General features: G+C 27.6%; 5 protein-coding genes. All 5 read right to left on the bottom strand.

Annotation, left to right across the window (positions count from 1 at the left end; genetic code table 11):
• Positions 1-145: PilW family protein (locus AB2369_RS12525; protein ID WP_367666814.1), on the bottom strand; the 145-nt coding region annotated here is incomplete at its 3' end.
• Positions 138-566 carry a hypothetical protein gene (locus AB2369_RS12530; RefSeq protein ID WP_367666810.1) on the bottom strand — a complete coding sequence of 143 codons (429 nt, stop codon included), beginning with the start codon at positions 564-566 and terminating at the stop codon, positions 138-140. The genes AB2369_RS12530 and AB2369_RS12525, both read right to left, overlap by 8 nt.
• Positions 553-999, bottom strand: coding sequence for a type II secretion system protein (locus tag AB2369_RS12535; protein WP_367666811.1), 447 nt, complete (start codon positions 997-999; stop codon positions 553-555). Before AB2369_RS12535 ends, AB2369_RS12530 begins: the two co-directional genes overlap by 14 nt.
• Positions 1000-1008: 9 nt before the next feature.
• Positions 1009-2157: a type II secretion system F family protein gene (locus AB2369_RS12540; RefSeq protein ID WP_367666812.1), complete on the bottom strand. Its 1149-nt coding sequence runs from the start codon at positions 2155-2157 to the stop codon at positions 1009-1011.
• A 1-nt stretch (position 2158) separates the two neighbouring features.
• The coding region (locus tag AB2369_RS12545; protein ID WP_367666813.1) for a GspE/PulE family protein at positions 2159-3170 on the bottom strand (1012 nt) is incomplete at its 5' end.

Here is a 3170-nt window from a genome sequence, read left to right on the forward strand (position 1 = left end):
GCTCTTCATCTAAGGATACATCCTTAGATTTTTTATTAATCCTCATAATAAAAATTATAAAAGAACTTACCATTGATAAAATTATAATGAATATTACAAAAGATGCCATAACTTCTACTAAAGTTACTCCTTTTTTCTTATCCACCTTTAATCCACTGCCCCTTTAAGAAAAATCCTTTAATTTTTATCTCATAATCTATAAAAATCATAGGTAAATTATTTTTTATTTCCTTACTAAAATATAGGGTTATATCTTCTTCTCCTATTCTCTCATGCCCCTTAATAATGGTCATTATATTGTTACTCCTTATAGTATCAATATTAATATTTTCCCTATAAATATAAGCTTCCTTATTAAAATAAGGTTCTAAATCTTTCAATGATGTATTATGCCTTAATTCATACTTTATGGCTTCTATTACATTTGCTTTTTCATTAAGAGCTATTTTTAGCTCTCTTATCTTATAATCACTTATTACTATCTTTATAATAGATAGTGAAAGAATTAAAAAAATTGTTGTAGCCACTATGCAATCTAATAATACAAATCCTTTAACTTTTCTCATATATTCCCCTTGAATGAAACGGAATCTTTAATACCTTTCTTCCTTCATCACTTATAATATTTATTTCTCCAACCCCTGTTAGAGTTCCCTCACTATTAACACTTATCCTCTGGTCATTACTGTTAGTATTAATAAGTGTTATAGTTTTAATATTGGATGGTACATAAAGAACCATTATATTCTCTGTACCTGATAAAAATTTCAGGATATACTCATTATCCTCTTTAACTAAAGCAATCTTACCAGATACATTTTTATTAATACAGTAGTATCTACTCTCATTTATAAACTTGACAAAACTACCTGTAAACTCCTGAAGATCCTCTCTACTAGCTCCTTTTATATTAATTCCTAAAGGAATCATAGCCATAAATATTAAAAGTATTGTAATAACAGCCATAAGTTCTATCAATGTAAAACCTCTCTTTTTCAAAGCTTCCTCCTAAAATTTATATATACTATTCATTAAGGGAAGGATAATCTTAATAAGAAAAATGCCAATAAAGGTTGCCATAACTAATATGATTATAGGCTCCATAAGCTTTATAAGTTTATCTAACATGTCCTTAATCTCTTCCTCATATAAGCTACATATAAGTTCTAAAGCTTTTTCAATTTCTCCACATTCCTCTCCTTTAGAAATAATACTAGTAGTTGTTTGTGAAAATATGTTAGAGAATATAAAGCTTTCACTGAGACCATGTCCTTCATTTATATTATCTCTTATTCTCTTTACCCCTTCAGCAAAAGTTTTATTATTTGAAACTTCATGACAAACCTCTAAAATATCTAAGTAATTTACTCCATTCTTATATAATATGTTAAAAGTTTTAAAGAACATTAATGTATGATATTTATTTACATAAGACTTTATAAATGGAAGTCGTTTAACTACTGATCCTTTAATACTCTTATAGGCCATAATATAGAGAATAATATTTAAAGTTATAGATATTATTTTGTTATCTATAATGAATCTACTTAAGTTAAAAATTAAAGTAACTATAAAATCCCCATTACTAATAGTAAGATGCTGAAATTTAGGAATTATGCTTATCATAAAAATATAAAATACTATATTACACATTAAAACTATAAACATAGGATAGGTTAGCTTACTTAAAATTTCTTTTCTTGATTTCCACTTGTACTTATATATTTCTGAAAGCTCTTTTAAAACTTCTTCTAAGGAACCTCCCTCTTCTCCAACCTTTAGCATATAAACAAAGTCTAGTGGAAGGTCTTCTTCTTTAAAGGCTTCTTTCAAACTTTCTCCACTTAGAATCTTCCTGTAAGCATTACTGAATATTTTATTTATATTTTTAGATATGTTCATATCTCTTATAGTCTTTATAGCCTCTTCTATTTTATTTCCGCTTTTTATTTGTACATATAATATTTTACAAATAATATACATATTCTTATAGGTTAGATTTTCTTTAAAGAGATGTATATTATTTTTTTCCTTTAAGCTAATAAGGTATATTTTTTCTCTACTCAGTTTATCTCTTAGTTCTTCTTCACTACCCTTATATGTGCTTTTCTTCTCTTCTCCTTTGATATCTAAATATTTATACTCATATACTCTCATTTTATATACTTAAATACCTCATTCCTTCATCAATAGATATGAATCCTTTATTTATATTTTCCTTTATGCTATCTTCTAAATTTGTTAAAAATGTCATTGATTTATCTTTTCTATTAATAACCATAGCTTCACTTAAAAGAAGTCTTCCAGCTACCCCTTTAAAGTTACATTTTACACATCCTCTACTTTGAAAAGATTTATATATATCCTTTAATCCGTCTTTATAATATACTTCTTCCCTGCAATAAGGACATAAGGTTTTTAGTAGTCTTTGAGATATTATAGCCTTTATGGAGTCATAAAGTAGATATTTAGGCACGCCCATATCCTCAAGTCTATTAAAAGCTCCTAAAGCATTGTTAGTATGAAGAGTTGATAAAACTAAATGTCCTGTTATAGCTGCCCTTACTGCTATTTTTGCAGTTTCTTCATCCCTTATTTCTCCAACCATTATCACATCAGGGTCTTGTCTAAGGGTAACACGCAAGGTATTAGAAAAATCTATGCCTAGACTATTATTTATATTTACCTGATTTACTCCTTTTAAGGTATACTCCACTGGATCTTCTATGGTAGTTATGTTAATTTTTCCTTCATTTAAATAATTTATCATGGCATATAAGGATGTAGTTTTACCACTTCCTGTAGGTCCTGTTACAAGTACTATTCCCCCTTGATTTTTGAGCATCTTTTTTAAGGTTATATTTACTTTTTCACCATAGTTTATATCCTCTAACTGCTTTATTTCCTCTCCCTTTTTAAGGATTCTTATAACTACTTTCTCTCCATTTACTGTTGGAATTATTGAAGTTCTTAAGTCATAGTTTTTACCCTTATATAAAAACCTTATCTTCCCCTCTTGAAATCTTCTCTTTTCTGCAATATCCATGGAACTTAATATCTTAATTCTACTTATAATCCCTTCATACTCTTTTAAGTTTATAATCCTATCTTCTTCTAATATTCCATAGACCCTAATCCTAATCCTAGCCTCTTTATCAAAGGGTTCTATA

It is taken from the genome of Clostridium sp., from assembly GCF_040797585.1.
Taxonomy (GTDB): domain Bacteria; phylum Bacillota; class Clostridia; order Clostridiales; family Clostridiaceae; genus Clostridium_Z.